Source organism: Bradyrhizobium sp. 138, from assembly GCF_023074075.1.
Lineage (GTDB): Bacteria > Pseudomonadota > Alphaproteobacteria > Rhizobiales > Xanthobacteraceae > Bradyrhizobium.
This window is the reverse complement of sequence record NZ_JADPKT010000033.1, coordinates 183,831-204,653: the sequence shown is the minus strand read 5'-3', so window position 1 is coordinate 204,653 and position 20,823 is coordinate 183,831. Positions and strand designations below refer to the sequence as shown.

The following is a 20,823-nucleotide window of genomic DNA, read 5'->3' as shown; positions in this document are numbered from 1 at the left end:
GCGATGCGTTCGCATTGTTATCCTCACGCTCAGAGTGCCGTGTGATCGGGGCCGCTCCCTCAGATATGGAACCAATGCGGCGGCTGGTCGCAGTCGCGCCGCCTTGATTCCGACAGACCCACCTTTATCTCTGGAGCGAACAAGAATCCGGGCCCCTCTGGCGAGGACGCCGACGATGTCGGCCAACCTCGTGATGTCGGATGACCTGTCCCGCGCGAATGCGATGGATTGGCCGATCGTCGGGCCTCTGTTCGCTCTCTCCGACTATTCGTCACCATCGCAGCTCCGTGCGGTCATTTCGCAAGTTAAGGGAGCTACGATGTCTGCCGTCAAATCCTCAAATGCGATCGAGATCGAAATCACGGAACCGTCCAGCCTGAACGAGCAGGCTGCGGCCGCGCTGGTGATCGTGGGCGCGCTGGTTGCAGTTGCCGACCGGCGCGTTTCGGCGGTCGAGCGCGACGAGGTGATTCGTTTCATCAGGGATCGCAAGCTGGCGCCGCATATTCCGGATGAACGGCTCTATGCCATGTTCGATGAACTCGCCGAACGGCTCGAGGAACCGGATTTTGCCAATGTCGTGATCGACACGCTGCGGCCGGTTTCGAACTTGCCGCTCTCGTCCCATCTGATGGAGCTGTCGGAGCGCGTTGCTGCGGCGGATGAGGACGTTCATCCCCATGAAGTGCAGGCGATCAAGTTGTTGCGCTTGCTGACGCTGGTGCTGCCGCGCGCGAAGCCTGTCACGTCGGCCAAGAGGCACACCGAACGGCAGATGGCCACAGAGGAGTAAGCATGAGCGCAGCATCGAACGAGCGTACGAACGAGGCCGCAGGTCCCGCCAGCGAAATGGCGGGCGGTGACCCGCGCCTCGAAAGGCTCGTCGATCGGCTGCCGCCGCGGATGGGTGACACCATCACCTATCTGCTCAAACCGTCGAGCCGCTGGGTCAGAATTCCCTCGGGCGCTCTCCTCATTGTCGGCGGCGTGCTTTCCTTCCTGCCGATTCTCGGCGTCTGGATGCTGCCGCTCGGCCTCGCGCTGCTTGCCGAGGACGTGCCTGCACTGCGCTCCTCACGTTCGAAGGTCCTGGACTGGGTCGAGCGGAAGAAGCCGCATTGGCTCGATCCGTCTGCATCGAAAAAATGATCCCTCATGACTGAATTCATCACCTCCGATGCGCTGACCGCGCTGTTTCAGGTCATCCTGATCGATCTCGTGCTCGCCGGCGACAACGCAGTCGTTATCGGCCTCGCCGCGGCGGGCTTGCCGGCCGAGCAGCGTCGCCGCGCCATCATCGTCGGCATCGCCGCCGCCACTGCGCTCCGCATCGTCTTCGCGGGCGTCGCGACCCAGCTCCTGCAGGTGATCGGCCTGCTGCTCGCTGGCGGCGTGCTGCTGCTCTGGGTGTGCTGGAAGATGTGGCGGGAGCTGCGCGAACAGTCGGCGCATGCGAGGCATCTCGCGTTCAGCCATGGCGGCGCGGATGCTGCGCCCGTGCAGACAAAGACATTTGGCCAGGCCGCCGTCCAGATCGTCGCCGCCGACGTCTCGATGTCGCTCGACAACGTGCTCGCGGTCGCGGGCGCCGCGCGCGAGCATCCCTACATCCTCGCCTTCGGCCTGTTGCTGTCGGTCGCGATGATGGGCGTCGCCGCCGATCTGCTGGGCCGCGTGCTCCAGAAGCAGCGCTGGATCGCCTATGTCGGTCTCGCCATCATCATTTACGTCGCGTTCGAGATGATCTATCGGGGCTCGCTGGAACTCGCCCCCGTCGTCGCGAGTCTCTGACGCGACAACTCTTTCCGCAATCCGGAGTGATTCATGACGTCCGAACCCATAGCACCTTCGGCGCAGGCCGTGCCGCGGCTCGGCCTGTTCGCCCAGCTCATCTTCGGCTCGCGCTGGCTGCAAGTGCCGCTCTATGTCGGCCTGATCGTCGCGCAGGCCGTCTATGTGCTGCTGTTCCTGAAAGAGCTCTGGCACCTGGTTGCGCACTCGTTCGACGCCAGCGAGCAGCAGATCATGCTGGTCGTGCTCGGGCTGATCGACGTCGTCATGATCTCGAACCTTCTGATCATGGTGATCGTCGGCGGCTACGAGACCTTCGTCTCCCGGCTGAACCTGACCGGCCATCCCGACGAGCCGGAATGGCTCAGCCACGTCAATGCCAGCGTGCTCAAGATCAAGCTTGCGATGGCGATCATCGGCATTTCCTCGATCTCGCTGCTCAGGACCTTCATCGAGGCCGGCAATCTCGGCACGACGCGCAGCAATTTCACCGAGACCGGTGTGATGTGGCAGGTGCTGATCCACATCACCTTCATCGTCTCCGCGATCGGCATCGCCTGGGTCGACCGCCTCAGCGACGGCGGCCACCGCAAGGAGGCCGGCCACGGTTGACGAACCTGGCCGTCTGAGATCTCCCGAGCGGCCAAGCCTCGAGCCCGCCTGATCGTCCGGTCAGGCGGGCTCTCTTTTCGAGATCGATAAAATTGTCCGCAATCCGTTCAGTGGCGGCAAACCCTGCGGACAAGAAGTGCGGGCCGTTAAACCGGGACTTTGGAACCGGCGTGCATCCTGCCTGCAAAAGGCTGGGGCATCACAATGTCTGTTCTCAAGGAGGTCGTCGCTGCGGTGGTGGGAGTCTATGCGCTCCTGTTCGTCTGCGACGCATTGTTCGGGGTCGGCGAGGTACGCTTCGACGACAACTATTACCGCGCCAGCTACTATGCGCCGCGGCCCAAGGAATTCCGCTTCGCGAGCAACACGCCGCCGGCGGTGCGCGTCAGCGACGCGTTTGCGCAGTTCGCGCCGGGTGAAGCTAAGTCGAACAGGCGCTACTCGTCGCTGACGACGGTCATCCGTTAATTCAAGTCGTCCGGGCCGGCACTGATCTGGGGTACAAGGCCTTGTGTTGCCCGTCGAGGCAAAACACGCGACCAGTAGGTCAACGCGCGGCCGAGAAAATATTCCACTTTACCGAAATTCGGAAAGGGCGTATGTATCGCGGCAACCCGGCCCAAGGAAGAGGGGCGTATCGCGATCGTCACGAACGCGGGTCGGGCGGCGGTGGACGCTGATGGCATCGGCGCGAAGGGTTTTGCAGGGCAGGCAACTGTGAGCAAAACGCATCGCGCACACGACCGGTGTGTCGGCGTACGGCAAATCGTGTGGTCCTGACGCCCGGGGTCTGTGCGTCAAGTCTCAGCGGTGATGCGGCGGCCCAACCGGGCCCACGCATCATTCATCTGCAAGGCGACGGGGGCAATAGTGCAACGCTCCCCGGGGAGAGCACGACATAAGCCGTAAAGCCACTGCGCAGGGAAGGCCGGGATGTCTCCGGTTGCCCTGTTCTCCGCTATGCAGAAGCACACGCAGTCTGCTCTTGGCATGGCGGTCCATGGGAGCCAACCGGCTCCCGGCCTTCCCTGCGCCCTCTTTCAAAGAGGGCAAGGCGATGAAGCAAAGCTCGGGCGAGAAAAGCCGCGAGGACGCGAAGGTGTGTCTCATTCCCCCTGAATCCACTCCGCCACGCCACGCCACAGCGTGTCCCGACGATCGGGGCGGAAGAAGCCGAAATGGCCTATTCCCTTGGCGCCGACGTCGGACGGCTTGACCGTCAGCACCTCCGGCTTGATCGCAGTGAAGCCGCTGGTCAGCAGCTCGACCGCGGGCCGCGTCGCCCAGGGATCGTCGGAGAAGCACAGCGCCCGCAGCTCGCCCTTGTATTTCGCGAAATTATCCAACGCCGGCAGCTTTGAATCGAAGAGATAGCGGGGGTTCGAGACCCACTCGGCCCATTGCAGGAAGACGCCCTTGGGCAGATCCTCGCCGATGCCGGCCCAGCCGGGTGCGTAGCCGAGGGCGTGGACCAGCGGCACGCCGACAAAATTCATGAAGGCGAAGACGCGGTATTTTTCCGGCGAGGTCATCAGCCGCCAGGTCGCGGCCTGCGAGGCCACGAGCGCGGCGCGCGAGATCTCCGTGTTGTTCGCGATCAGCCCCAGCGCCTGGCCGCCGAAGGAATGGCCGATATAGGCTAGCTCCAGCCCATGATACCGCTCGCGCATCCAGCGCACTGCGGCAGTGACGTCGAGCGCGGCCCAGTCCGACATCGAGGCCTTGAAGCCGACCAGCGATTTCGGCTGGTTGTAGCCGACCATCGCCGGCAGCCTGCTATCGCCGATGCCGCGATAGTCGTAGGTCAGGACTGCACAGCCGCGATGGGCGAGATAGGAGGCAAAGCCGCGGTAGATTTTGCGCGGGACGGCGGTGGCGGAGTTGATCAGGACCGCATGGCGCTTGGTGCCGCGCGGCAGGAACAGGGTGCCGGTCAGCGCATACCCGTCGGTCGCCGGGAAGCTGATCTCGTCGATGAAAACGTCGTCCAGTGCCGCGTCCATGGGCGCAAGGTATCCTGCCAGTTTCCTCGCCTGCCCAGCAAATGCGAATTTGGCTTTTCTCGCAAGGGTTTGCGATGCGAAACGGATTTACAACTGGCGGGGCGGAGCGAGCCTGTGTATAAGGCGGCCCTCGCAACCCCTAGATCAGGTTGTGCTTTTTGCTTCACGGAGAGATTGCGATGTCCGAGCGGTGGACGCCCGAGTCCTGGCGCAGCAAGCCGGTGCTACAGGTGCCCGATTATCCCGACGCCAAGGCCCTGGCCGACGTCGAGGCGCAGCTTGCGACCTTTCCGCCGCTGGTGTTCGCGGGCGAGGCGCGCAATCTGAAGAAAGCGCTGGCGCGGGTTGCGGCGGGCGAAGCCTTCCTGCTCCAGGGCGGCGACTGCGCCGAGAGCTTTGCCGAGCACGGTGCCAACAACATCCGCGATTTCTTCCGCGTGCTGCTGCAGATGGCGGTGGTGTTGACCTATGCCGGCGCCGTCCCGGTGGTGAAGGTCGGCCGCGTCGCCGGCCAGTTCGCAAAGCCGCGGTCATCGCCGACCGAGAAGATTGATGGCGTCGAGCTGCCGAGCTATCGCGGCGACATCGTCAACGACATCGCCTTCACCAAGGAAGCGCGCGTGCCCGATCCGCAGCGCCAGCTGATGGCCTATCGCCAGTCGGCCGCGACGCTGAACCTGCTGCGTGCGTTTGCCACCGGCGGCTACGCCAATCTCGGCAGCGTGCATCAATGGATGCTCGGCTTCCTGAAGGATTCGCCGCAGTCCCGCCGCTACAAGGAATTGGCCGACCGCATCTCGGACGCGCTCAACTTCATGCGCGCCTGCGGCCTCGATCTCGAGGCCCATCCCGAGCTGCGCGCCACCGATTTCTACACCAGCCACGAGGCGCTGCTGCTCGGCTACGAGCAGGCCATGACCCGGGTCGATTCCACCACCGGCGACTGGTACGCGACCTCGGGCCACATGATCTGGATCGGCGACCGTACCCGCCAACTCGATCACGGCCATATCGAATATTTCCGCGGCATCAAGAATCCGATCGGGCTGAAGTGCGGCCCGTCGCTCAAGCCGGACGAATTGCTGAAGCTGATCGACGTGCTCAACCCCGACAACGAGCCGGGCCGGCTGACGCTGATCGGCCGCTTCGGCTCGGACAAGGTCGGCGAGCATCTGCCGAACATGATCCGCGCCGTGAAGCGCGAGGGCCGGGTGGTGGTCTGGTCCTGCGATCCCATGCACGGCAACACCATCACCTCGACGTCAGGCTACAAGACGCGGCCGTTCGACCGCATCCTGTCCGAAGTGAAGTCGTTCTTCGCGATCCACGCCGCCGAAGGCACCCATGCCGGCGGCGTGCATCTGGAGATGACCGGCCAGGACGTCACTGAATGCCTCGGCGGCGCCCGCGCGATCACGGACGAGGACCTCAACGACCGCTATCACACGGTCTGCGATCCCCGCCTCAACGCCGAGCAATCCATCGACATGGCTTTCCTGGTCGCGGAGCTCCTCAAGCAGGAGCGCGCCGGCAAGGCCCAGCCGATGCCGGCCGCAGCGGGGCTCTAAGATCTTGCTGCGGATCTGGAAGGCCACGATCAATTCCCGCAACGGTCTGGCCTTTGCGTTTCGGTCGGAGCAGGCCGTCCGCGAGGAGATCTTTGCGCTCCTGCTGTCGGTGCCGCTCGCCTGGTTCATCGGCGCGACCGCGATGCGTGCGGTCGAGCTGGTCTGTGCCGTCGCTTTCGTGCTGACGGTCGAGCTGCTCAACACCGCGATCGAAAAGCTCGCCGACCGGCTGACCATGGACCACGACAAGCAGATCGGTCGGGTCAAGGACATGGGCTCGGCCGCGGTCGGTGTGGCGCTGTTGATGGCCGGCGCGTTCTGGATCATCGCCATTATCGAACGGCTGGGATTCCTCTAGCCTGGGTTTTCCTCTAGCTTGGGGATCGGAGCGCCATGACCGAACGTCTCAACGCATTCGCGGTCACGCTCGCCCAGCTCAATCCGACCATGGGCGACGTCGAGGGCAACGCGGCCAAGGCACGCTCGGCGCGTGCGCAAGCTGCCGCCGACGCCGCCGATCTCGTGCTGTTTCCGGAATTGTTCATCGCCGGCTATCCGCCTGAAGACCTGGTGCAGAAGCCGGCCTTCCAGGCCGCCTGCCGCGCCGCGATCGAAGCGCTGGCGCGTGAGACTGCCGATGGCGGCCCGGCCATGCTGGTCGGCACCCCCTGGGTCGAGGAGGGCAAGCTGTACAATGCCTGCGCGCTGCTCGACGGCGGCCGCATCGCGAGCTTGCGCTTCAAGTGCAATCTGCCGAACTATGGCGTGTTCGACGAGAAGCGGCTTTTTGAGCGCGGGCCCGCTGCGGGACCAGTCACCGTGCGCGGCGTGCGCGTGGGCGTACCGATCTGCGAGGACATCTGGCTGGAGGAGTCCGAGGACTACGAGAACGTGGTCGAGACGCTGGCCGAGACCGGCGCCGAGATCATCCTCGTGCCGAACGGCTCGCCTTACGCCCGCGACAAGAACGACGTGCGCCTGTCGGTCGCGGTCGCGCGCGTCACCGGGAGCGGGCTGCCGCTGGTCTATCTGAACCAGGTCGGCGGCCAGGACGAGCTGGTGTTCGACGGTGCCTCCTTCGCACTCAACGGTGACCTCTCGCTGGCGGCGCAATTGCCGGCGTTTGAAGAGAGCATCGTCACACTGCGCTTCACCCGCAACGGCGACGATTGGCGCTGCGCGGGGCCGATTGCGGAGCAGGTCGAGGGCGACAAGGCCGATTACGCGGCTTGCGTGCTGGGTCTGCGCGACTATGTCGCCAAGAACGGTTTTCCCGGCGTGCTGCTCGGCATCTCCGGCGGCATCGATTCCGCGCTGTGCGCGGCAATCGCGGTCGATGCGCTCGGGGCCGACCAGGTACACGGCGTGATGCTGCCTTATCGCTACACGGCGGCACACTCGATTGCCGACGCCGGCGAGCTCGCCGGCCATCTCGGCATCCGCTACGAGGTGCTGCCGATCGCGGAAGCCGTGAACGGGTTCGAGACCATCCTCTCGGGCATCTTCAAGAACCTGCCGCCTGATGTCACCGAGGAAAACCTGCAGGCCCGAACCCGCGGCACGCTGCTGATGGCGATCTCCAACAAGACCGGCCTGATGGTGGTGACGACGGGCAACAAATCCGAGATGTCGGTCGGCTATGCCACGCTCTATGGCGACATGAACGGCGGCTTCAATCCGATCAAGGATATCTACAAGACGCAGGTGTTTCGCTTGGCGAGCTTGCGCAACGGTTGGAAGCCGGAGGGCGCGCTCGGGCCGGCGGGCGAAATCATTCCGCCCGACATCATCACGCGGCCGCCGACCGCAGAGCTGCGCGAGGATCAGCGTGATCAGGACTCGCTGCCGCCTTACGACGTGCTCGATGCCATCCTGGAGCGTCTTGTCGAGCGCGAGCAGTCGCTCGATCAGATCATTGCCGCCGGCTTCGATCGCGAGCTCGTCACCCGCATCGACCATCTGCTCAACGTCGCCGAATATAAGCGCCGCCAGGCCGCGCCCGGCGTGAAGGTGACCCCCAGGAATTTCGGCCGCGACCGCCGCTATCCCATCACCAACCGTTTTCGCGACAAGGGCGAGCCAATGCCGGCGGTGGACGAGACGCTGGTCTCGCCCGGCAGCAAGGCGTCGATCGACGCCTTTGAGGGGTGACTCTTCAAAGATGCCTTGTGCGGCCTGACGGTGAGAGCTCCGATTGCTGCTACGAGGGGCTTGCGAAGAACAGCACCCGAAGGAAGTGCGTGTATTCGGATTCGAGCACCATGATCGACACAAATACCAGCACCGCGATCGGCGGCAGCAGGATGGCATAGGCCAGGGCCAGTCGCTCCCAGGCCATGTGCATGAACACGGCGACGATCAAGCCGGCCTTCAAGATCATGAACAGCAGGATCAGCGACCACCTCAGATAGCCATGTAGGCCAAAGTAGTCGACAAGGTAGGAGCACGTGCTGAGGACGAACAACCAGCCCCAGACCACGAGGTAGAGTTTGATCGGGTGCTGTTGACCCTTGGTGTGAACGGCTGCCGTTGCGACTGCGCCATGCACCGGAGCGTGGAGCTGTCCTTCCATGTGTACCGCCGCGTTTGTCATGCGCCGACCTCACCAAAGATAGAAGAACGCAAAGATGAACACCCACACGAGATCGACGAAGTGCCAGTACAGGCCCGTGATCTCGACGATCTCGTAGTACCCCTTGCGGCTTGTGAAGAAGCCGCGCCTCTCGACGTCGAAGTCGCCGCGAAGGACCTTCCGCGCAATGGCGATCAGGAAGATCACACCGATCGTCACATGTGTGCCGTGGAAGCCGGTGATCATGAAGAAGCTTGCGCCAAACTGCGGGGCACCCCACGGATTGCCCCAGGGCCGGACGCCCTCCATGATCAGCTTGGTCCATTCGAAGGCCTGCATTCCGACGAAGGTCGCGCCGAAGGCTGCCGTGACCAGCATCAAGGCGGCAGTTCTGAATCGATCGCGGCGGTAGCCGAAATTGACGGCCATCGCCATCGTGCCGCTGCTGCTGATCAGGACAAACGTCATGATGGCAATCAGGATCAGCGGGATGTGGTTGCCGGCGATGTTGAGAGCGAAGACCTCGCTGGGATTGGGCCAGGGTACGGTCGTCGACATGCGCGCCGTCATGTAGGAGAGCAGGAAGCAGCTAAAGATGAAGGTGTCGCTGAGGAGGAAGATCCACATCATGGCCTTGCCCCAGGACACGTTCTTGAAGGCGCGCTGATCGGACGCCCAGTCGGTGGCGATGCCGCGCCAGCCGTCAAGCTGCGCAGGCGATTGGCCTGGATTTGTCAGCCCGGTCTCAGCCATCTGGTCTCGCCTCCCTAGCTCAGCAATTGGCGGCAGATGTTGACGAAATCGTCGGTCCAGCCCGTGAGAAGACCGAGCAGGACAAGCCAGACCAACAGCATGAAGTGCCAGTAGATGGCGCACAGCTCCACGCTCAAGCGCATGTCGGCGATCTCGGCGCCGCGCCACATCTTGGTTGAGGTTCGGCCCAAGGCCACCAGACCGCCCGCAAGATGCAGCCCGTGCACCGCGGTCAACAAGTAGAAGAAGGAATTGGCTGGATTGGACGTCACGTAATATCCGGCCGCGTCGAGCTGCTGCCAGGCCAGGAGCTGTCCGGCGAGGAAGATCACGGCAGATGCTCCGCCAGCGAGCAGACCGATCATGACGCCTTCAGTATCGTAGCGGCGCGCGGCCAGGTACGACCAGTGCAGCGCGACGCTGCTCAGGACCAGGACGCCCGTGTTGAGCCACAGCAGCCGCGGCACGGGCAGCGCGCGCCAGTCCATCAGGTTCATGCGCATCGAGTAGGCGCTGATGAAGAGCACGAACAATGCGCTCGCGACGGCGAGAAACACGCCAAGTCCGACCTTCGCTGCCGGCCAGCTCACGGCATCGCCGCCCGGGAAGTCACCGGCCGGGCCTTCCTCCAGCCACGGCTTGGCGGTCAGCCGCTGCTGCGACAGCCACCACCCGGCGATCACTGCAAGCACAGCCAGGAACAGGATGATGGCGCTCACGAAGCAGCTCCCTGAACGTGCTGCGTCGCGCGCGGCGGCTGGTTCTGCGGAATGAAGTCCTCGGCGGCGCCGGGGACGCTGTAGTCGTAGGCCCAGCGGTACACGACCGGGAGCTCCTTGCCCCAGTTGCCGTGGCCGGGGGGCGTCTCCGGCGTCTGCCACTCCAGCGTCGTGGCCCGCCACGGATTGCCGCCTGAGGCCTCACCTTTGAACAGGCTCCAGGCCAGATTGAACAGGAACACCAGCTGGCTAAAGCCGACGGTCAAGGCCACCACGGAGATGAAGGCGTTCAGCGAGTGGGCCGAGGACGGGATGAACGTCGTATCCCCGAGCTCGAAGTACCGGCGCGGAACTCCGAGCAGTCCCAGATAGTGCATGGGGAAGAAGATCAGATAGGCGCCGAGGAAGGTGACCCAGAAGTGAAACTTGCCGAGCGCGTCGTTCAGCATCCGACCCGTGACCTTGGGGTACCAATGGTAGATCGCGCCGAGCACGACCATGATCGGTGCCACGCCCATCACCATGTGGAAATGCGCGACAACGAACATGGTATCCGAGAGGGGCACATCCACGACGACGTTGCCGAGGAAGAGGCCGGTGAGCCCGCCGTTCACGAAGGTGATGATGAAGCCGAGTGCGAACAACATCGGAACCCTGAGATGAATGTCGCCGCGCCACAGGGTCAGCACCCAGTTGTAAACCTTGATCGCGGTGGGGATGGCGATGATGAGCGTCGTGGTGGCGAAGAAGTACCCGAATTGCGGGAACATGCCGCTCACATACATGTGGTGCGCCCATACGATGAAGCTCAGGGCACCGATGGCCACGATCGCCCAGACCATCATGCGGTAACCAAAGATGTTCTTGCGCGCATGTGTGCTGATCAGATCGGAGACGATGCCGAAGGCGGGCAGGGCGACGATGTAGACTTCGGGATGGCCGAAGAACCAGAACAGGTGCTGGAAGAGCAGCGGGCTGCCGCCGCCATATTTCGACAGCGTGCCCATCTCGACGAGCGCGGGCATGAAGAAGCTGGTTCCCAAGAGCCTGTCGAGCAGCAGCATGACCGAGGCAACGAACAGTGCAGGGAATGCCAGCAATGCCATCACGGTCGCCGTGAAGATGCCCCACACCGTCAGGGGCAGGCGCATCAATGTCATGCCGCGGGTGCGCGCCTGGAGCACCGTGACCACGTAATTCAGCCCGCCCATGGTGAAGCCGATGATGAACAGGATGAGGGACGACATCATGAGAATGATGCCCCAATCCTGCCCTGGCGTTCCCGAGAGGATGGCTTGCGGCGGGTATAGCGTCCAGCCGGCGCCGGTGGGGCCGCCGGGCACGAAGAATGTCGAGGCCAGCACCAGGACTGCGAGCAGGTAGACCCAGTAGCTCAGCATGTTCACATAAGGGAAGACCATGTCCCGGGCGCCGACCATCAGCGGGATCAGGTAGTTGCCGAAGCCGCCAAGGAACAACGCGGTGAGCAGATAGATCACCATGATCATGCCGTGCATGGTGATGAACTGGAGGTACTGGTTGGCATCGATGAACGAGAAGGTGCCGGGGAATCCCAGTTGCAGGCGCATCAGCCACGACAGCACCAGGGCCACCAGCCCGATGGCCGATGCCGTCAGCGAATACTGAATGGCGATCACCTTGGCGTCCTGCGAGAAGACATACCGTGTCCACCAGCTCCTCGGATGATAGAGCTCGACATCCGGTACTTCGGCAGGCGGGATGCCGCGGGTCCCTTCATATGGAATATCGACCATAGAAACCTCCTCGGTCGTTTCCATCGGGGTGAGGCGTTGGCCTCATGCACCCGATCAATCTTCGCGGCGGCAGCTTGCTACTTGTCGCCGGATCGGTACGTCGCCTTCACGATGGCTTTCGCCGGCGACAATTCCGCGAATGTTTTTTGTTGCTCCAGCCAAGCGTGATATTCACGCTCTTCGTCGACGATGACCTTGGCCCGCATCTGATAGTGCGCAGCGCCACAGAGTTCCGCACAGAGAACATCGAACGTGCCGGTTCGGATCGGCGTTATCCAGAAATAGGTCACCATGCCTGGGACCATGTCCATCTTGGCCCGGAATTCGGGCACGTAGAAATCGTGCAGGACATCGACGGAGCGGAGGAGAACCTTGACCGGCTTTCCCAATTGAAGGTGCAGGTCGCCGCTCTCGATCACGACGTCGTCCTGCGCGTGAGCGTCGTCAGGATTCAGCCCCATCGGATTGTCGGAAGCGATGTTGCGGACATCGGATGTGCCCAATTGTCCATCCTTGCCTGGAAGGCGGAAGCTCCATTGCCATTGTTGCCCCATGACCTCGACCTCGGTGGCATCCGCAGGCACCGTGACGAACTGGTGCCAGACCACAAGGCCCGGCGCCAGCATGGCCGCGACGCCGACTCCGGTCCCGACGCTCAGCCACCATTCGAGCCTTTTGTTTTCCGGATTGTAGTCGGCGCGTCGTCCCTCTTTGTGGTGAAAGCGGAAGACGCAATACGCCATGAAGGCGATGACCGCGACGAACACGAAGCCCGTGATCCAGAACGTGATGTTGATGGTGTGGTCGATATAGGCCCAGTTCGTGGCGATCGGCGTCCACCACCATGGGCTGTAGAGGTGAAACAGCACCGAGCCGATCGCGACCAGAAGCAATATCAGTGCGACAGCCATCCTGATCCATCCTTGCCACTGAGGGCTACGGATACGAATTCCAGGGCGGAGCTCATGTCTGTCGCGATGGCTGGCCTTTCTTAGTTGGCATTCATGCCATCGCCGGCCTCTTGCCTCGCCCATTCCACCTGGTCGCGGGACCAAAGAAAGTGCTCGCGACCAGCAATTCCATCGGAGTTAAGGGCGTCTGCGTCTAAAATGATACCGGCCTAGTCCGGCGTCAATAGAGCATATCGGCGTGCTGAGGTGCCGGGGGTGGCCGTCGCTCGGCAAGCCGACCCAGCATCCAGGTGTGCATTCAGCGTCCTGGGTGATGCCACGCACAAATCAGGTGCAGAGTTCACCGAACCGTGAGTGCAGCACTGTTCCGCTCGCGCTAAGCTTGGGAGGCAGGTCGCGACGGGTTCCGTCCGGCCAGGCTCGTTCGCTGAACCTGGGTTGCCGTACCCGACCCATCGCGTTTCTGCTCATCCGGCGGACACGCGTGACTGGAAAGCGCGTGTTGTCGAAACCGCGATTTTCAGCCCGGGAGGTCTGCTCATGGCCACTCTGTACTCCCACGACATCAGGCGGCACGTATTCGGCGAAGCGGCCTCCTATCCCATACGCAAGATCAGCTTGTCCGACCTGACCGAGGCGCTGCGCCTGGGTTGGGCGGATTTCCAGGCGATGCCGAGTCACGCGATCGTCGTGTGCGTGATTTATCCCGTCCTCGGCATCGTCCTGTTCAGGGCCGTTCTCGGCTATTCGGTGCTGCCGCTATTGTTTCCGCTGGCCGCCGGCTTTGCCTTGATCGGTCCCTTTGCCGCGATCGGTCTCTACGAACTTAGTCGTCGCCGCGAGCGCGGCGAGGAGGTCGATGCATGGGACGCGATCAAGGTGCTGCGCGCACCGGCGTTCGGCGCCATGATCGAGCTCGGCGTGCTCCTGCTTGTCCTGTTCGGGGCGTGGATCGGTGTCGCGAACGGAATCTACGTCAGCATCTTCGGTCACGCGCCGGCTGCAAGCATTCCCGACTTCGCAACGCGCGTGCTGACGACCCCGGAAGGCTGGTCTCTCATCATCATCGGTTGTGGTGTCGGCTTCCTGTTTGCGGTCGTGGCCCTGTGCATCAGCGTGGTGTCGTTTCCGTTGATGCTCGACAGGCATGCGACTGCGATCGATGCGATCCGTACGTCGCTTCGAGCGGTGGCGGCGAATCCGGTTGCGATGGCCGGGTGGGGCCTCATCGTGGCGGCGCTCCTCGTGATCGGCTCGCTGCCGATCTTCGTGGGTCTCGCTGTCGCTCTGCCGGTGCTCGGTCATGCCACCTGGCACCTCTATCGGCGGGTGGTCGAGCCGAACCCAAATCCACCGGACGAACTTCCACCGCGGCCGAAGGGAAGGCGCTACGCGGCGGACTTTCCGGCAAATCTCTTTCCGTGGAGTCGCGAGGGCGAGCAGTAACAGCGAAGCAGCCGCGCCTGGCGGCCGCCTCCGCGGGACATGACAAGGAAAAACGACCTATTTCTGCTGCTGCGGCAGGAAGGTCGGGCCGACCGAGCGGATCGGCTTGTTCTCGGAGTTGGCAGCGGGGCCCGTTTCCGCGGGCGGCGTTGCGGCCGGTGCCGTCGCGGTCGTCGGCGCCGGAGCTGCGCCCTTTTTGGCATTCGCAGGCGTGCCCTTGTTGAGCCGCTGCTGCTGCATTTTCTTGGCGCTTTCCTCGGTGACGATGATGTCGCCCTGCTGCTCGACGCTCGCCTTGTCGTCTGCCGATTTCAGGGCGTCCGCCCAGGTCTGTCCCGCGGCCTTGCAGGAGCAGGACGGGTTGAACTCGCTGCGGAATTTGAATGCGGTCGGCAGCGCCGTATAGGGCTGGCCGCCGATCGAGACCGCAGAGTTCATGTCCTCGCCCGGATTGCGATGGGTGTAGAGCACGGCTTCCGCGGCCGGGCAGAGCGCCTTGCAGGTCTTCTCGTCGTCGGGGAAGCGCGCCGGCACCGTCGCAAACGAGACCGGGAAATAAGCGCCGTCGCAGGTGCGCACGCACACGGTGCGGAAGGTGCCGGATTGCGGCCCGAGATCGGCAGGCGGCACGCCTTGCGGATTTCCCGCGTTGTTGCCCCCGAACAAATTGCTCAGGAAGTTGCCGCCGCCTTGCGACTGTGCGGCGTTGGCGTATTGCGGGCCGCAATTGTTTTGCGCCAGCGCCACCAGCACCGAGCGGCGCTGGTTGTCGCGTTCCGGGCTGAAGCCGCCGGGGCCACCGCCGCGCAGGCGCTCGAGATTGCCGGTGATCTGGTCCAGATTGGCGCGCATCTGCTGGATCTGGGTGTTGACCGGGCCGCATTGGGCCGACTGGCCGTTGAACAGCGAGAAGAAGCCGGAGGAATCGCAGCCCATGCGCTTGGCCTGCATGGTGACGCGGTCGAGCTCGGCCTGCTGCTTGGCCTGGGAATCCTGGTAGCGGCGGATCTGCTCTTCGCGCGTGGGATCACCTCCGCCGCCGCGATCGAGCGCGGCGAGCTGGCCTTCCAGTCGGACGCACATCGGGTTGGGGCCGAGCCCGTTCTGGCCGGGTTGAGGCGGCGGTCCGGGCGGGCCGGCCTGCGCGAAAGCGCCATAGGCGAGCACGACGGTGCTCAAAAGCACGGTGCAGGCAAGGAGGAAGCGGGCACGGGACAGGGACAAAAATTCAGGCATATCCGCCATTCTAGCGAGGTCACGGCCAAGCATGACTTGGAGGGCCGAAGCGCGCCCTCCCATAGCCGCTTCCTGCGGCATCGTCACGTCGTTTCGGGCGCCAAAGCCCCTGGCCTAAGCTACGCCAGCTCCGAGCGAATTCAGCGCTGGCAGATGATTGCGACATATTCGTCGCAATGGCCATGGGAGCAATTTGTGCCGGATTTGGGGACAGAGCCGGTAATTTCGTCCGGATCGACCCGACGATAGGCCGACGCTTGGGCAAAATCTCGTGACTGGCAGTAGGTGCGGGCGGCGGAGGCGCCGCATTTGTCGCCCTTGGCCAGGCACTGGTCGATGCCGTAGCCGTCCGGCTGGTTGGCGATGATGAAGACGCGGCTTTCGGCGAAGGCGCTGGAGGCCGCAAAGACGAAGGCGCCGAAAATGAGCGCGGGCAAGAATCGCATGAAAAGCACCGGTGGCAAAAAGGGGAACCGCGGGTTCCAAAATGGGCTCAAATGGTTAGGGGATCATGAACCATCATGACGGGCAGCGCGCCTGGCGACGAAAAAGCGGCGCTTTTCGCGGGTCTCTTGACGCGGGGGCGCCTGATAGCCCATATGTTCCGCATGAACGGTCTCCTCGCCATTTGCGCCATTTGCCGCGAGATTACGAGCTAGCGATTCGCTGGCTGGAGCCGTCTTTTCTCAAAACATTGAGAGCCTCGGACGCCCGGCCGCAAGGGATGGGTTTGTCATGGAATTGCGCCTTCACGATACGCTGAGCCGGGAAAAGCGCTCCTTTGTGCCGCTCGATGCGAAGAACGTCCGCATGTATGTCTGCGGACCGACCGTCTATGACTTCGCCCATATCGGCAATGCGCGGCCGGTGATCGTGTTCGACGTGCTGTTTCGGCTGCTGCGCCATCTCTATGGCGAAGCGCATGTCAAATATGTCCGCAACATCACCGACGTCGACGACAAGATCAACGACCGTGCCGCGCGCGATTTCCCCGGCCTGCCGCTGAACGAGGCGATCCGCAAGGTCACCGAGCAGACCGGCAAGCAGTTTCACGCCGACGTCGATGCGCTTGGCGCACTGCGGCCAAGTGTCGAGCCGCGCGCGACCGAGCATATCGGCGAGATGCGCGAGATCATCGAACGACTGGTCAAGGGCGGTTTCGCCTATGTCGCCGAGGACCACGTGCTGTTCTCGCCGCAGGCGATGAACGTGGCCAAGTCCGACCTGCCGCGTTACGGCGCACTGTCCAATCGTTCGCTCGACGAGATGGTTGCCGGTGCCCGCGTCGATGTCGCGCCCTATAAGAAGGGCAACACCGACTTCGTGCTGTGGAAGCCATCCAAGCCCGGCGAGCCGTCATGGCCGTCGCCGGCCGGCATCAAGGCTGAGGGGCGTCCGGGCTGGCACATCGAGTGCTCGGCGATGGCCTGGAAGCATCTCGGCGAGCATTTCGACATCCATGGCGGCGGCATCGATCTCGTGTTTCCGCATCACGAGAACGAGGTCGCGCAGACCTGCTGCGCCTTTCACCGTGAGCGCATGGCGAACTATTGGATGCACAACGGCTTCCTCCAGGTCGAGAGTGAGAAGATGTCGAAGAGCCTCGGCAACTTCATCACCATCCATGAGCTGCTCGCCGACTGGCCCGGCGAGGTGCTGCGCCTGAACATGCTCAAGACGCACTATCGCTCGCCGATCGACTGGACCATGAAGGGACTGGAGGAGAGCGCCAAGACGCTCGACGACTGGTATCGCGTCGCGGCCGACGTCGAACCCGGCAGGCCGGCCGCGTCCGTGGTCGAGCCGCTGCTCGACGACCTCAACACGCCGCTGGCGATCGCGGCGCTACACGGCCTGCGTGGTGGAGATGTCGGTGCTCTGGCGGGCTCGTTGCGGCTGCTCGGCTTCCTGTCCGACAGTGCCGGGCAGTGGGAAAGTCGCAAGCAGCAGGCTAGCGGCGTCGATACCAAGGAGGTCGAGCGCCTGATCGCGGAGCGGACGGCTGCGCGCGCGCGCAAGGACTTCAAAGAGTCCGACCGCATCCGCGATCAACTCGCCGCGATGGGCGTTGCGATCAAGGATTCCAAGGACGGAACGACGTGGGAGATTGCGCGATGAAGCGGCCCGACACGCCGTTCCCACGGCACTGGCTCTATTACATCGCGCTGAAGATCCTGCTGCTCGGCGCCGCCGTGGCGATCGCGCTCAAGCTGTATGGGATGTGGTGAGGACGATGGGACAGACTTTGCCGAAGCCCGGATTGCGGCCGTTCCTGCCCGATGACGTGCCGGTGCTCGCGGCGATCTTCACCGCGAGCATCGAGGAGCTGACCGGCGACGACTATAGCGAGGCCCAGCAGCAGGCCTGGATGGAGGCGGCCGAGGACGAGGAGTTCGGCAAGCGGCTCGCCGCCGACCTGACGCTGATCGCGACGCTGGAAGGATCACCCGTCGGCTTCGCCTCGCTGCGTGGCAATGACCACATTCGGATGCTCTATGTGCATCCGGCCGTAGCCAAGCAGGGCATCGCGACCATGCTGGTCGATGCGCTGGAGAAGCTCGCCGGCGGCCGCGGTGCGACAAGCCTTTCCGTCGATGCCAGCGACACCGCGCAGGGGTTTTTCGCCAAGCGCGGCTACACCGCCCAGCAGCGCAACAGCGTCACCATCAACGACGAATGGCTCGCCAACACCACCATGAAGAAGACGCTCGGAGCGGGGCAATGAGCAAGGAGCGCCTTTATCTGTTCGACACCACGCTGCGCGACGGCGCGCAGACCAATGGCGTCGACTTCACGCTGGCCGACAAGCAGGTCATCGCCGCGATGCTCGATGATCTCCGCATCGATTATGTCGAAGGCGGCTATCCCGGCGCCAATCCGACTGACACCGAGTTTTTCGCGGCCAAGCCCAAGCTGGCCCATGCACGGTTCACTGCCTTCGGCATGACGCGACGGGCAGGGCGATCGGTCTCCAACGATCCGGGCGTCGCCGGGCTCTTGGAAGCGAAAGCCGATGCGATCTGCTTCGTGGCAAAATCCTCGGCCTATCAGGTGCGCGTCGCGCTGGAGACGACGAAGGAGGAAAACCTCGCCTCGATCCGCGACAGCGTCGCGGCCGCAAAAGCTGCCGGCCGCGAGGTCATGCTCGACTGCGAGCATTTCTTCGACGGCTACAAGGAGGATGCCAGCTTCGCGCTCGCCTGCGCCAAGGCCGCTTATGACGCCGGCGCGCGCTGGGTGGTGCTGTGCGACACCAATGGCGGCACCATGCCTGACGAGGTCGAGGCCATCGTCACCGAGGTGACCAAGCACATCCCCGGCGATCACGTCGGCATCCACGCCCATAACGACACCGAGCAGGCCGTGGCCAATTCGCTCGCCGCGGTCCGTGCCGGCGCGCGGCAGATCCAGGGCACGCTGAACGGCCTTGGTGAGCGCTGTGGCAACGCCAATCTCTGCTCGCTGATCCCGACGCTGAAGCTGAAGAAGGGTTTTGCCGACGCCTTCGAGATCAGCGTCACCGCCGAGAAGCTCGCAACGCTCGTCAAAGTCTCGCGCACGCTCGACGACATGCTCAACCGCGTGCCGAACCGGCATGCGGCCTATGTCGGCGAGAGCGCCTTCGTCACCAAGACCGGCATTCATGCGTCCGCGGTGTTGAAGGACCCGCAGACCTACGAGCACGTGCTGCCAGAGACGGTCGGCAACCACCGCAAGGTCCTGGTCTCCGACCAGGCCGGCCGTTCCAACGTCATCGCCGAGCTCGACCGCGCCGGCATCCCTTACGAGAAGAGCGATCCGAAGCTGACGCGCCTCGTCGAGGAGTTGAAGGAGCGTGAGGCGGCCGGCTACGCCTATGAGTCCGCCAACGCTTCGTTCGAGCTGCTGGCGCGCCGCACGCTCGGCAAGGTGCCGCATTATTTCGAGGTCGAGCAGTTCGACGTCAATGTCGAGCAGCGCTACAACGCGCTCGGCGAGCGCGTCACCGTGGCGCTCGCGGTCGTCAAGGTCGACGTCGCCGGCGAGCACTTGATCTCGGCCGCCGAAGGCAACGGCCCCGTCAATGCGCTCGATGTTGCCTTGCGCAAGGATCTCGGCAAGTACCAGAAATACATCGAAGGCTTGACGCTGATCGACTACCGCGTGCGTATCCTCAACGGCGGCACCGGCGCGGTCACGCGCGTCCTGATCGAGAGCGAGGACGAGAACGGCGACAGCTGGACCACGGTCGGCGTCTCCCCGAACATCATCGACGCCTCGTTCCAGGCGCTGATGGATTCGGTGATCTACAAGCTGGTGAAGTCGGGGGCGCCGGCGTAAGGGACGGCGGCGCCACAAGCGCCGTCATTGCGAGCAATGACGTGGGGAGGGAGGAAAGCGCAGCGCATGATCGACCACATCTCCGTCGGCGTCAGCGATATCGAACGGGCCGCAAGATTTTACGAGGCCACGCTCGCGGCCCTCGGCCTCACGCGCCTCGTGACGCGGCCGCGGACGGTCGGCTTCGGCAAGGCCTATCCGGAGTTCTGGATCAATCTGCGCGAGAACATGGCGCGTGTGCCGGCGGAGAGCGGCGTCCACATCTGCCTGCGGGCGAAGACGATGAACGAGGTCGATACGTTTCATGCCGCCGCTGTCACGGCGGGCGGTGCCTCCGACGGCGCGCCCGGCATCCGCCCGCACGATCGCGTGCGTTACTACGCGGCCTTCGTCGTCGATCCCGACGGCAACCGCATCGAGGCGGTGACGTTTCCGGCAGAGTAGGGCGTTACAGCTTGCGCGCCATTTCCGGAGCGAGCTGCTTTTCCGATTCGGCCACCTGTGCCGCGGCCGCTTTCAGCTTCGGCAGAATATCCTCGACCCGATCGGCCTTGAGGATGTCGATCGACAGGCCGGCGCGGATGAACTCGGTCTGACGCATGTGCGACAGCAGCGAGAACAGCGGCTCCCAGAAATTGTCGATGTTGGCGAGCAGCACCGGCTTGGCGTGACGGCCCAGCTGCTTCCAGGTCATCTGTTCGACCAGCTCTTCCAGCGTTCCGACGCCGCCCGGCAGCGCCACGAAGGCATCGGAGCGTTCGAACATCAGGCGCTTGCGCTCGTGCATGTCGGGAGTGACGATCATCTCCTGCACGCGCGTCAGCGCGTTCTCGCGCGCCCTCAGGAAGTCGGGGATGATGCCGGTGACGGTGCCGCCGTGATCGAGCACGGAGGTCGCGACCGAACCCATCAGGCCAAGCGAGCCGCCGCCATAAACGAGACGGATGTTGTTCTCGGCGAGCGCCTTGCCGAACGCCTTGGCGCCTTCGGTGAAGCGGGGATTGGTTCCTGGGCCGGAGCCGCAATAGACACAGACGGTTTTGATTGTGCTCATTGTCACCATGATGCATTGCAGCGAAGAGGCGTCAAGCCCAATCGGTGATTCGGATCACCCGGA

The 20,823-nt window shown here is 63.6% G+C and carries 22 protein-coding genes; 13 read left to right on the top strand and 9 right to left on the bottom strand.

Going from position 1 to position 20,823, the window contains the following annotated elements; translation table 11 throughout:
• Positions 1 to 319 precede the first annotated feature (319 nt).
• The 5 genes from IVA79_RS36960 to IVA79_RS16245 all read left to right on the top strand — a co-directional run bounded on the left by IVA79_RS36960 (position 320) and on the right by IVA79_RS16245 (position 2,871).
• Positions 320 to 793 (top strand): TerB family tellurite resistance protein, encoded by a 474-nt coding sequence (locus IVA79_RS36960; RefSeq protein ID WP_346658182.1) that lies wholly within the window; start codon positions 320 to 322, stop codon positions 791 to 793.
• A 2-nt stretch (positions 794 to 795) separates the two neighbouring features.
• Positions 796 to 1,149, top strand: a complete 354-nt coding sequence (locus IVA79_RS16260; RefSeq protein ID WP_247554354.1) for a hypothetical protein — start codon at positions 796 to 798, stop codon at positions 1,147 to 1,149.
• A 6-nt stretch (positions 1,150 to 1,155) separates the two neighbouring features.
• Entirely contained in the window at positions 1,156 to 1,791 is a 636-nt protein-coding gene (locus IVA79_RS16255) for a TerC family protein (protein WP_247554352.1), read from the top strand.
• Between the two features lie 33 nt (positions 1,792 to 1,824).
• A complete protein-coding gene (locus tag IVA79_RS16250) occupies positions 1,825 to 2,403 on the top strand; it encodes a TIGR00645 family protein (protein ID WP_247554350.1) in 579 nt (192 codons plus the stop codon).
• A gap of 204 nt (positions 2,404 to 2,607) precedes the next feature.
• On the top strand, positions 2,608 to 2,871 hold the full coding sequence (locus IVA79_RS16245) for a hypothetical protein (RefSeq protein ID WP_247554348.1): 264 nt from the start codon (positions 2,608 to 2,610) through the stop codon (positions 2,869 to 2,871).
• Between the two features lie 638 nt (positions 2,872 to 3,509).
• Here IVA79_RS16245 and IVA79_RS16240 read toward each other — a convergent pair.
• Positions 3,510 to 4,493: an alpha/beta fold hydrolase gene (locus tag IVA79_RS16240; RefSeq protein ID WP_346658181.1), complete on the bottom strand. Its 984-nt coding sequence runs from the start codon at positions 4,491 to 4,493 to the stop codon at positions 3,510 to 3,512.
• A gap of 92 nt (positions 4,494 to 4,585) precedes the next feature.
• Between IVA79_RS16240 and IVA79_RS16235 the strand changes: the two genes are divergently transcribed.
• The 3 genes from IVA79_RS16235 to IVA79_RS16225 are packed head-to-tail and all read left to right on the top strand — an operon-like array spanning position 4,586 to position 8,125.
• Positions 4,586 to 5,974: a 3-deoxy-7-phosphoheptulonate synthase class II gene (locus IVA79_RS16235; RefSeq protein ID WP_247554344.1), complete on the top strand. Its 1,389-nt coding sequence runs from the start codon at positions 4,586 to 4,588 to the stop codon at positions 5,972 to 5,974.
• Between the two features lie 4 nt (positions 5,975 to 5,978).
• A complete protein-coding gene (locus IVA79_RS16230) occupies positions 5,979 to 6,332 on the top strand; it encodes a diacylglycerol kinase (protein ID WP_247554342.1) in 354 nt (117 codons plus the stop codon).
• A gap of 35 nt (positions 6,333 to 6,367) precedes the next feature.
• Entirely contained in the window at positions 6,368 to 8,125 is a 1,758-nt protein-coding gene (locus tag IVA79_RS16225) for an NAD+ synthase (RefSeq protein WP_247554340.1), read from the top strand.
• A gap of 49 nt (positions 8,126 to 8,174) precedes the next feature.
• On the opposite strand, the gene IVA79_RS16220 is transcribed toward IVA79_RS16225, so the two are convergent.
• The 5 genes from IVA79_RS16220 to IVA79_RS16200 all read right to left on the bottom strand — a co-directional run bounded on the left by IVA79_RS16220 (position 8,175) and on the right by IVA79_RS16200 (position 12,704).
• Positions 8,175 to 8,567, bottom strand: coding sequence for a cytochrome C oxidase subunit IV family protein (locus tag IVA79_RS16220; RefSeq protein WP_247554339.1), 393 nt, complete (start codon positions 8,565 to 8,567; stop codon positions 8,175 to 8,177).
• 9 nt (positions 8,568 to 8,576) lie between these two features.
• Positions 8,577 to 9,299: a heme-copper oxidase subunit III family protein gene (locus IVA79_RS16215; RefSeq protein WP_247554336.1), complete on the bottom strand. Its 723-nt coding sequence runs from the start codon at positions 9,297 to 9,299 to the stop codon at positions 8,577 to 8,579.
• Between the two features lie 14 nt (positions 9,300 to 9,313).
• Complete coding sequence (locus tag IVA79_RS16210) at positions 9,314 to 10,018, bottom strand: cytochrome c oxidase subunit 3 (RefSeq protein ID WP_247554334.1); 705 nt, start codon at positions 10,016 to 10,018, stop codon at positions 9,314 to 9,316.
• On the bottom strand, positions 10,015 to 11,793 hold the full coding sequence (locus IVA79_RS16205; protein ID WP_247554332.1) for a cbb3-type cytochrome c oxidase subunit I: 1,779 nt from the start codon (positions 11,791 to 11,793) through the stop codon (positions 10,015 to 10,017). The genes IVA79_RS16210 and IVA79_RS16205 overlap by 4 nt, the downstream gene beginning before the upstream one ends.
• A gap of 77 nt (positions 11,794 to 11,870) precedes the next feature.
• Positions 11,871 to 12,704 carry a cytochrome c oxidase subunit II gene (locus tag IVA79_RS16200; protein ID WP_247554330.1) on the bottom strand — a complete coding sequence of 278 codons (834 nt, stop codon included), beginning with the start codon at positions 12,702 to 12,704 and terminating at the stop codon, positions 11,871 to 11,873.
• A 540-nt stretch (positions 12,705 to 13,244) separates the two neighbouring features.
• Between IVA79_RS16200 and IVA79_RS16195 the strand changes: the two genes are divergently transcribed.
• Positions 13,245 to 14,150 carry a DUF2189 domain-containing protein gene (locus IVA79_RS16195; RefSeq protein ID WP_247554733.1) on the top strand — a complete coding sequence of 302 codons (906 nt, stop codon included), beginning with the start codon at positions 13,245 to 13,247 and terminating at the stop codon, positions 14,148 to 14,150.
• Between the two features lie 57 nt (positions 14,151 to 14,207).
• Here IVA79_RS16195 and IVA79_RS16190 read toward each other — a convergent pair whose 3' ends face one another.
• Together IVA79_RS16190 and IVA79_RS16185 are read right to left on the bottom strand one after the other, a co-directional pair.
• The gene (locus IVA79_RS16190) at positions 14,208 to 15,395 is read right to left on the bottom strand and encodes a DUF2865 domain-containing protein (protein WP_247554327.1); all 1,188 of its coding nucleotides are present in this window, start codon (positions 15,393 to 15,395) and stop codon (positions 14,208 to 14,210) included.
• 131 nt (positions 15,396 to 15,526) lie between these two features.
• Positions 15,527 to 15,832 carry a hypothetical protein gene (locus IVA79_RS16185; protein WP_247554324.1) on the bottom strand — a complete coding sequence of 102 codons (306 nt, stop codon included), beginning with the start codon at positions 15,830 to 15,832 and terminating at the stop codon, positions 15,527 to 15,529.
• A 289-nt stretch (positions 15,833 to 16,121) separates the two neighbouring features.
• On the opposite strand from IVA79_RS16185, the gene cysS reads away from it, so the two are divergent.
• The 4 genes from cysS to IVA79_RS16165 all read left to right on the top strand — a co-directional run bounded on the left by cysS (position 16,122) and on the right by IVA79_RS16165 (position 20,150).
• Positions 16,122 to 17,504, top strand: a complete 1,383-nt coding sequence (gene cysS, locus IVA79_RS16180; protein WP_247554322.1) for a cysteine--tRNA ligase — start codon at positions 16,122 to 16,124, stop codon at positions 17,502 to 17,504.
• Positions 17,505 to 17,619: 115 nt separating this feature from the next.
• The gene (locus IVA79_RS16175; protein ID WP_247554320.1) at positions 17,620 to 18,111 is read left to right on the top strand and encodes a GNAT family N-acetyltransferase; all 492 of its coding nucleotides are present in this window, start codon (positions 17,620 to 17,622) and stop codon (positions 18,109 to 18,111) included.
• Complete coding sequence (gene cimA / locus IVA79_RS16170; protein ID WP_247554318.1) at positions 18,108 to 19,706, top strand: citramalate synthase; 1,599 nt, start codon at positions 18,108 to 18,110, stop codon at positions 19,704 to 19,706. The genes IVA79_RS16175 and cimA overlap by 4 nt, the downstream gene beginning before the upstream one ends.
• 66 nt (positions 19,707 to 19,772) lie before the next feature.
• A complete protein-coding gene (locus IVA79_RS16165; protein ID WP_247554317.1) occupies positions 19,773 to 20,150 on the top strand; it encodes a VOC family protein in 378 nt (125 codons plus the stop codon).
• A gap of 4 nt (positions 20,151 to 20,154) precedes the next feature.
• Here the strand turns inward: IVA79_RS16165 and IVA79_RS16160 are convergent, their stop codons facing one another.
• Positions 20,155 to 20,760, bottom strand: a complete 606-nt coding sequence (locus IVA79_RS16160; protein ID WP_247554315.1) for a TIGR00730 family Rossman fold protein — start codon at positions 20,758 to 20,760, stop codon at positions 20,155 to 20,157.
• Positions 20,761 to 20,823 lie beyond the last annotated feature (63 nt).

Excerpts from the sequence above, each read along its gene's own strand:
- IVA79_RS36960 (WP_346658182.1), top strand. The coding sequence starts at position 320 with ATGTCTGCCGTCAAATCCTCAAATGCGATCGAGATCGAAATCACGGAA.
- IVA79_RS16260 (WP_247554354.1), top strand. The coding sequence starts at position 796 with ATGAGCGCAGCATCGAACGAGCGTACGAACGAGGCCGCAGGTCCCGCC.
- IVA79_RS16255 (WP_247554352.1), top strand. The coding sequence starts at position 1,156 with ATGACTGAATTCATCACCTCCGATGCGCTGACCGCGCTGTTTCAGGTC.
- IVA79_RS16250 (WP_247554350.1), top strand. The coding sequence starts at position 1,825 with ATGACGTCCGAACCCATAGCACCTTCGGCGCAGGCCGTGCCGCGGCTC.
- IVA79_RS16245 (WP_247554348.1), top strand. The coding sequence starts at position 2,608 with ATGTCTGTTCTCAAGGAGGTCGTCGCTGCGGTGGTGGGAGTCTATGCG.
- IVA79_RS16235 (WP_247554344.1), top strand. The coding sequence starts at position 4,586 with ATGTCCGAGCGGTGGACGCCCGAGTCCTGGCGCAGCAAGCCGGTGCTA.
- IVA79_RS16225 (WP_247554340.1), top strand. The coding sequence starts at position 6,368 with ATGACCGAACGTCTCAACGCATTCGCGGTCACGCTCGCCCAGCTCAAT.
- IVA79_RS16220 (WP_247554339.1), bottom strand. The coding sequence starts at position 8,567 with ATGACAAACGCGGCGGTACACATGGAAGGACAGCTCCACGCTCCGGTG.
- IVA79_RS16215 (WP_247554336.1), bottom strand. The coding sequence starts at position 9,299 with ATGGCTGAGACCGGGCTGACAAATCCAGGCCAATCGCCTGCGCAGCTT.
- IVA79_RS16205 (WP_247554332.1), bottom strand. The coding sequence starts at position 11,793 with ATGGTCGATATTCCATATGAAGGGACCCGCGGCATCCCGCCTGCCGAA.
- IVA79_RS16200 (WP_247554330.1), bottom strand. The coding sequence starts at position 12,704 with ATGGCTGTCGCACTGATATTGCTTCTGGTCGCGATCGGCTCGGTGCTG.
- IVA79_RS16195 (WP_247554733.1), top strand. The coding sequence starts at position 13,245 with ATGGCCACTCTGTACTCCCACGACATCAGGCGGCACGTATTCGGCGAA.
- IVA79_RS16190 (WP_247554327.1), bottom strand. The coding sequence starts at position 15,395 with ATGGCGGATATGCCTGAATTTTTGTCCCTGTCCCGTGCCCGCTTCCTC.
- IVA79_RS16185 (WP_247554324.1), bottom strand. The coding sequence starts at position 15,832 with ATGCGATTCTTGCCCGCGCTCATTTTCGGCGCCTTCGTCTTTGCGGCC.
- cysS (WP_247554322.1), top strand. The coding sequence starts at position 16,122 with ATGGAATTGCGCCTTCACGATACGCTGAGCCGGGAAAAGCGCTCCTTT.
- IVA79_RS16175 (WP_247554320.1), top strand. The coding sequence starts at position 17,620 with ATGGGACAGACTTTGCCGAAGCCCGGATTGCGGCCGTTCCTGCCCGAT.
- cimA (WP_247554318.1), top strand. The coding sequence starts at position 18,108 with ATGAGCAAGGAGCGCCTTTATCTGTTCGACACCACGCTGCGCGACGGC.
- IVA79_RS16165 (WP_247554317.1), top strand. The coding sequence starts at position 19,773 with ATGATCGACCACATCTCCGTCGGCGTCAGCGATATCGAACGGGCCGCA.
- IVA79_RS16160 (WP_247554315.1), bottom strand. The coding sequence starts at position 20,760 with ATGAGCACAATCAAAACCGTCTGTGTCTATTGCGGCTCCGGCCCAGGA.